The sequence below is a fragment of the Allobosea sp. LC85 genome, assembly GCF_000735605.1.
Classification (GTDB): domain Bacteria; phylum Pseudomonadota; class Alphaproteobacteria; order Rhizobiales; family Beijerinckiaceae; genus Allobosea.
Genome location: NZ_JPKG01000054.1, coordinates 167,244 through 173,694 on the forward strand (window position 1 = coordinate 167,244; position 6,451 = coordinate 173,694).

The 6,451-nt window shown below is 63.8% G+C and carries 5 protein-coding genes; all 5 read left to right on the top strand.

Translation table 11 applies throughout. The features are described from left to right. The first annotated feature begins 23 nt into the window (after positions 1 to 23). The 5 genes from FG93_RS24255 to FG93_RS24275 all read left to right on the top strand — a co-directional run bounded on the left by FG93_RS24255 (position 24) and on the right by FG93_RS24275 (position 5,960). Positions 24 to 1,511, top strand: a complete 1,488-nt coding sequence (locus FG93_RS24255; protein ID WP_043239521.1) for a M81 family metallopeptidase — start codon at positions 24 to 26, stop codon at positions 1,509 to 1,511. A gap of 11 nt (positions 1,512 to 1,522) precedes the next feature. Beyond that, entirely contained in the window at positions 1,523 to 2,701 is a 1,179-nt protein-coding gene (locus FG93_RS24260) for a mandelate racemase/muconate lactonizing enzyme family protein (RefSeq protein ID WP_244448717.1), read from the top strand. Between the two features lie 247 nt (positions 2,702 to 2,948). Further along, positions 2,949 to 3,134: a hypothetical protein gene (locus FG93_RS31405; RefSeq protein WP_152579601.1), complete on the top strand. Its 186-nt coding sequence runs from the start codon at positions 2,949 to 2,951 to the stop codon at positions 3,132 to 3,134. 75 nt (positions 3,135 to 3,209) lie between these two features. After that, complete coding sequence (locus FG93_RS24270) at positions 3,210 to 4,568, top strand: hypothetical protein (protein WP_043239523.1); 1,359 nt, start codon at positions 3,210 to 3,212, stop codon at positions 4,566 to 4,568. Between the two features lie 498 nt (positions 4,569 to 5,066). Then, a complete protein-coding gene (locus tag FG93_RS24275; protein ID WP_043239526.1) occupies positions 5,067 to 5,960 on the top strand; it encodes a LysR family transcriptional regulator in 894 nt (297 codons plus the stop codon). The last annotated feature ends 491 nt before the right edge of the window (positions 5,961 to 6,451 follow it).

The following is a 6,451-nucleotide window of genomic DNA, read 5'->3' on the forward strand; positions in this document are numbered from 1 at the left end:
GGAGACAAAACCGGAGACCAGACGTGAAACGCATCCTCATCGCCGAATGCAAGCAGGAGATCTCGTCCTTCAATCCGCTCCCGTCGGGCTATGGCAATTTCCACATCAGGCATGGTGACGCCCTCTATGAGCAGCGCGGCACCAACCAGGAGATCGGCGGCGCACTGGCTGTGTTCGAGGCGCGCGGCGATATCACCGTGGTGCCCAGCATCAGCGCCCGCGCCGGCAGCGCCGGGCTGCTCTCGGCCGAGGGCTGGAAGCGCCTGTCGCAGGAATTCATTGAGGCCGTCTTCGCCCGCCTCGACGGCGTCGACGGCATCTATCTCTGCCTGCATGGTGCGATGGCCGCCGCGGGCGAGCTCGATCCGGAGGGCTACCTGCTCGAGGCTTTGCGCCGGCGCGTCGGCCCGGAGATGCCGATCGTTATCTCGCTCGACCTGCATGGCATCCTGACCGACCGCATGCTGCGGCAGGTCAACGGCTTCGCGATCTACTGGACCTATCCGCATGTCGATTTCGCCGATACCGGGCGCCGCGCCGCCGCGCTGCTGCTGCGCCTGATGGAGGGCGGACTTCGCCCGGTCGCCGCGCGCGTCGTCATGCCGACGCTGGTCCGCGGCGACGAGCTCATCACCAAGACCGGCTGCTATGGCGATCTCCTGCGCGACTGCCGGCGCCTCGAGGAGGAGGGCAGGGCGCTGGCCGCCGGCATCATGATCGGCAACCCCTTCACCGACGTGCCGGAGCTATGCTCGCAGGTCCTGGTCCTGACCGACGGCGACGCGGCCACCGCCGAACGCGAGGCGCTCCGCCTGGCTGAGGAATTCTGGCCGCAGCGCTTCCGGATGCAGGGCAAGCTGATCGGGCTCGAGCGCGCCATCGCCCAGTCCCGGACGATGGCCGGGCCGCTGATCTTCACGGACGCCGCCGACGCCACCTCTTCTGGCGCGTCGGGGGACAGCAACGCCATCATCGCGGCTTTGCACGCGGCCGGTTATGGCGGCAAGGTTCTGGCGCCGCTGGTCGATGCCACTGCCGCGGCCGCCGCGCACAAGGCCGGTGTCGGCGCGACGATCAGTGTCGCGCTCGGCGGCAGCATCGACCCCGCCCGCTTCACGCCGATGCAGGTCGAGGCCAAGGTCAAGCTGCTCTCGGATGGCGAGGCGCTGCTGGAAACGATGAAGGCGCCGCTTGCGGCAGGCCCGACCGCGGTGCTGACCTTCGGCCCGTTCACGATCGTGGTCATGACCCATTCGGTCAGCCTGTTCGACCGGGCGATGTATTACGCCAATGGCCTGAACCCCCAGGATTTCGACCTCGTGGTGGTGAAGTCGCCCCATGCCGAGCACCACATGTTCGAGCAATGGTGCGAGCATAATTTCAACATCGACGCGCCCGGCGCGACCTCGGCCAATCTCAAAAGCCTCGGGCACAGCATCTGCGCCCGGCCGATGTATCCGCTCGAGGCCGATGCGGCCTTCGCGCCGAACCCCGTCATCTACACGCTGTGAAGGACACGCCCGTGCCGACGATCGATGCTGTCGACTTCTTCTACCTGTCCATGCCCGAGGTGACGGACGAGGCCGATGGCAGCCAGGATGCCCTGCTGGTGCGGGTGGCTGCCGGCGGCCAGATCGGCTGGGGCGAATGCGAGGCGGCCCCGCTGCCCTCGATCGCAGCCTTCATCTGCCCGATGTCGCATGGCGTCTGCCGGCCCGTCGCCGCGTCCGTGCTCGGCAAGCGCCTGGAGAGCCCCGCCGATATCGCGCAGATCTCGGCCGATGTCGCCTATAACTCGATGGACCTGCTGCAGGCGCCCCACACCTTGTCGGGTGTCGAAATGGCGTTGTGGGATGTGCTGGGAAAGCTGCGCGGCGAGCCGGTCTGGCGCCTGCTCGGCTATGAACGCAGCCATGCCAAGACGCCCTATGCCTCGGTGCTGTTCGGCGACACGCCGCAGGAGACGCTGGCGCGCGCCCGTGATGCGAGGGCGCGCAACTTCCGCGCCGCCAAGTTCGGCTGGGGGCCGATCGGGCGTGGCAGCGTTGCCGCGGATGCCGAGCATTTCGTCGCCGCGCGCGAGGGTCTCGGAGCGGACGGCATCCTGCTGGTCGATACCGGCCAGATCTTCATCGAGGACGTCGAGCGCGCCGCCGCGAGGCTGCCGGCGCTGGAGAAGGCCGGCGCGCTCTGGTTCGAGGAGCCGTTCCAGGCGAGCGCCGTCGACGCCTATGCGGCGCTTGCCAAACGCAGTGCGACCGTGCGCCTCGCCGGCGGGGAGGGCGCGCATAACGTCCATATGGCCAAGCAACTGATCGATCATGGCGGCGTCGGCTATATCCAGATCGATTGCGGCCGGATCGGCGGCGTCGGCCCCTCCAAGGAGGTGGCCGACTACGCCGTCGCCAGAGGCGTGACCTTCGTCAATCACAGCTTCACCTCGCATCTGGCGCTCTCGGCCTCGATCCAGCCCTATGCCGGCCTGAAGGATCACGTCATCTGCGAATATCCGGCCATGCCGAAGCCCGTCGCGCTCGCCTTCACCCGCAACCATCTGGAGAGGGACGGGAACGGCGACATCAGCGTCCCCGACGCGGTGGGGCTGGGCCTGGAGATCGACGAAGGCGGCATCCGCCAGTATCTGCAGGATGTCGAGATCAAGGTGAACGGCAAAGTGCTCTACGCGACGCCGCCGCTCTGAGGCGGGGCCTGCCTCGATCACGCTGGGTTTGGGCGAAAACGCCCAAACGCGGAAAACGTGATCGACTCTCAGAGCATGCTTCATGCGAAAAACCGTTGCCACTTTTTCGCAGCATGCTCGGCGAGGAGCGCGGCATCGAGCTCGGCCGCGTGAGCCCCAATCCAGGCCTCGGCGCTGACCACCGGAACGAGCGGCAGCCGTGAAGGGAGAAGGTTCGCTGCGGGCGAAGCCGGTCACCGCAGGTCGCATGATGATGCAGATCGTCGGTTCGTTCGCCGAATGCGAAGCGCGCCATGATCCGCGAGCGCGCATCTCCGCCGGGTTGGCCTTGGCGCGATCCAAGGGCAGGAGCGGCCGCCGCCGCAAGACGCTCAATCCAGAAATGGCTGGAAATCGCAGAGAGCGTCTTGTCCGGACGCAAGTCAGCCGCTGAAATGGTGCGGCTCTACGAAGTCCGCCAGGCGACGGTATCGAGAATGATCGCCGAGCACAGACGTGGGAAAAGGCAATGCCCAACAACCATGACCTCAAGGGTCTGATGAAGTTCCTCTCCCGCGACGAATGGCGCGATTGTTTCGAAGGTGTTCTCGACGACCATTTGGGGCCGGTCCTCGACGCCGGCAACGCGGAGTTCGGCGATCTGGCCGAGATGCTCGGCGATCAATGGGCAATGACGCTTTGGGGCTGCGGCTTCGAGGATTTCCTCACTCAGGATTTCGACGTCGAGGGCGGCAATATCGTCGATGAGTATCTGAAGCGGCGCGGCTGGAAGGAAGGTGCCCAGGCGAAAGCTTATATGAAGGCGCTCCGGACGTCGGTCATGAGCCTCTACGAAGTCAGCGACATCGTGCCGGGCAAATCCCTCATGGCGCGCGATCTCATCCGCGGTGGAGATCCTGTGCTGGTCAGCGAGGGCACCGCCACGAAGACATTGCAGCAATGGGACAGGGTTGCGGCCAGAATCGTTCCCGTTGCAGGCAAGAACATCATGGGCGGAGGATTGCTACCGTTCACCCCGGACGCGTCCGATGCGCTGTTCGATGGTTTGCGGGCGATCTTTGGCAAGCGTCGGTCTAAAAAACTGCCCGTACCGACAAACGAAGACCTTCAACGGGCCGCACCGGTATTTACCCTCACATGGCTGGTCGACACACTGGACCGGACGATGCGGACGGGACAGACCACCTTCGAGAATGGCGACGGTGACGCAATCATCTTCCACGATGTCCGCTTTCCCCTGGCATCCGGGATCACCCAGAAAGAAATCACCGCCCAGCTGAAGACAGTCCCGGCTCTGCGACAGGAGAACGCGAAATTCTGGAACTGGCTTGGCGACATCCCGAAGGGAGGGCTCAAGGCCAGCGAGCCCGGGAACCTCGCATGGGACACTGCCATGGAGGACGGCACGCGGGTTCTCGGAAATGTTGAAATGAGAGGTCGCACCTTGCATCTGTCGACGAATTCCGCTGCCCGAGCCGAAAAGGGAACGGCGCTGATCCAGGGCGCGCTGAACGATCTGGTTGGAAGGCCGCTCACCGAAATCCGCACCGTCGAGCAAATGATGGCCGAAAGGCCGGTCCACCAGGATACGGCCGGTCCCGAGCTGCCACCCGAGATCGCCCAAAAGGTTGTTCATGAGTTTTTGGACAAGCAGTATCGCGAAACCCTCGATCAGCCTGTCGGAATGCTGGGGGGTATCTCACCGCGCATGGCGATCAAAACCGCCAAGGGTCGCGAGAAGGTCGCCGAATGGCTCAAATATCTTGAAAACAGTTCTTCAAGCCAGCCTGACCCCAACGACCCCATGGCGACCTATGATTTCCGATGGATCTGGGCCGAACTCGGTATCGAAAAGCTTCGCCGGTAATCGCCACCGTATATCTCTATGTCCCTGGAATGTACTGGCGTCAACAAATCAGCCTACAGGCTGATCTGCGGCCAACTGATATCAGCCTATAGGCTGATATCAGTGTATGACAATCAGGAGATAGGCTGATCACAACCATGGAAATTATGGCCTGATCAAACAGCCTTGGAGGGGCGGTGGGTTGCCGCCGGGCAACGGTGATGCCGATCTGCGCGGCGGGCTGTTCCGCCTGCTCGGCCCAATCGCCATCGCACTCGTGTTCTTCGCCCTCGCGGCTGTCCTGCGTAAACTACGCTGGCCAGCACTTGCGGCCGGTGCCGCCGCGCTGGTTTATGTCCCGTTGCCGCCGTGGCGGGTCGTCCCCGCAATTCCGACCAGCTTCCACCTGTCGCCGACCGGCTGTGCAAGCGGGCTCGGCGATGCCGAAATCTACTGGCGAGCGTCGCCAGCGATGATTAGGAGCTATAATCCGCAAGAGCTCATAAGGTACTCTAATCAATGGCGCAGCCGAACTTCAACGACCTTGCCGCCTTCGCCATGGTGGCGCGGGAGCGCAGCTTCACCAAGGCCGGGGCCAAGCTGGGTGTCTCGCAATCGGCGCTGAGCCAGACGATCAAGGCGCTCGAGGAACGGCTGAAGCTGCGCCTGCTGACCCGCACGACGCGGAGTGTCGCGCCGACCGAAGCGGGTAAGCGGCTGCTGGAGACGGTCGGTCCGCGCTTCGAGGAGATCGAGGCGGAGATCGCAGCGCTCGGCGAGTTGCGGGGCAAACCTGCCGGAACGGTCCGCATCACGGCCGGCGAACACGCGGCGGTCGCCATGCTGCAGCCGGCCCTGCGCAAATTCCTGCCGGATCATCCCGACATCACGGTCGAGATCATCGTCGATTACGGCCTGGTCGATATCGTGGCCGCTGGTTACGACGCGGGCGTGCGCCTCGGCGAGCAACTGGCGAAGGACATGATCGCGGTTCGCATCGGCCCGGAGATGCGCATGGCCGTGATCGGCTCGCCGGACTACTTTGATCGCTACGGCGTTCCCGAAACCCCTCAGGACCTGACCTCCCATAATTGCATTGCGTCGCGTCTGCCGACCTATGGCGGGCTCTTCGCCTGGGGGCTGGAAAAGGACGGTCGCGAGGTCAAGGTCCGTGGCGAGGGGCAGCTCGTGTTCAACAGCCTCGCCATGCGGCTGAACTCGGCGCTGGACGGGTTGGGGCTCGCCTATCTACCGGAGGATCAGGCCATCCCGCATATCCGGGACGGGCGTCTCATGCGCGTGCTGGAGGATTGGTGCCCGCCATTCCCCGGCTATCACCTCTATTATCCGAGCCGCCGGCATGTCTCGCCGGCCCTGGCCGTGCTGATTGATGTGCTGCGATATCGGGGCTGATCGTCCCTCTCCAGACAAAGGCATCGCAGCGACTTTGGCGCTCGTACTGGTGCCGGTTCGCAAGCCATGATCGACTGCGTAACACTCGCTGGCCCGGGCGGAGGACACTGACATGGGGCCACATGACAGACTCTCACGTTATGATCTCTGGGAGCCTGAGAGGCGGAGGACGACGTGTCAGTTTTCAGGGAGAGCGTGACCTCGTTGCCAATCTTCCGATACATGCGACAACTTGGGCTCAATTATTCGCGGAGGCAAAAGACAGCCGATCTCGCTGATGTCGAGATCGCTCTGGTTCACGCAGAACGAACGGGTTTCAGGCTAGCCATGATCGGTCGTAGCTGCGCCCTGATTGCGATCGCGCTCTTTTATACCAAGTCTCGTTGATCAGAACCGATAGGCCCAGTCACGGATGCCGATGGACATAATGCGCCATGGCTGGTCGATGAGCTTGTTCCAGGCGTAGCAGCAGTGATCGACGATATCCTCGT

Bases quoted from the DNA above. Each gene is read 5' to 3' on its own strand.
- FG93_RS31405 (WP_152579601.1), top strand. From the start codon at position 2,949: ATGATGATGCAGATCGTCGGTTCGTTCGCCGAATGCGAAGCGCGCCAT.
- FG93_RS24270 (WP_043239523.1), top strand. From the start codon at position 3,210: ATGCCCAACAACCATGACCTCAAGGGTCTGATGAAGTTCCTCTCCCGC.
- FG93_RS24275 (WP_043239526.1), top strand. From the start codon at position 5,067: ATGGCGCAGCCGAACTTCAACGACCTTGCCGCCTTCGCCATGGTGGCG.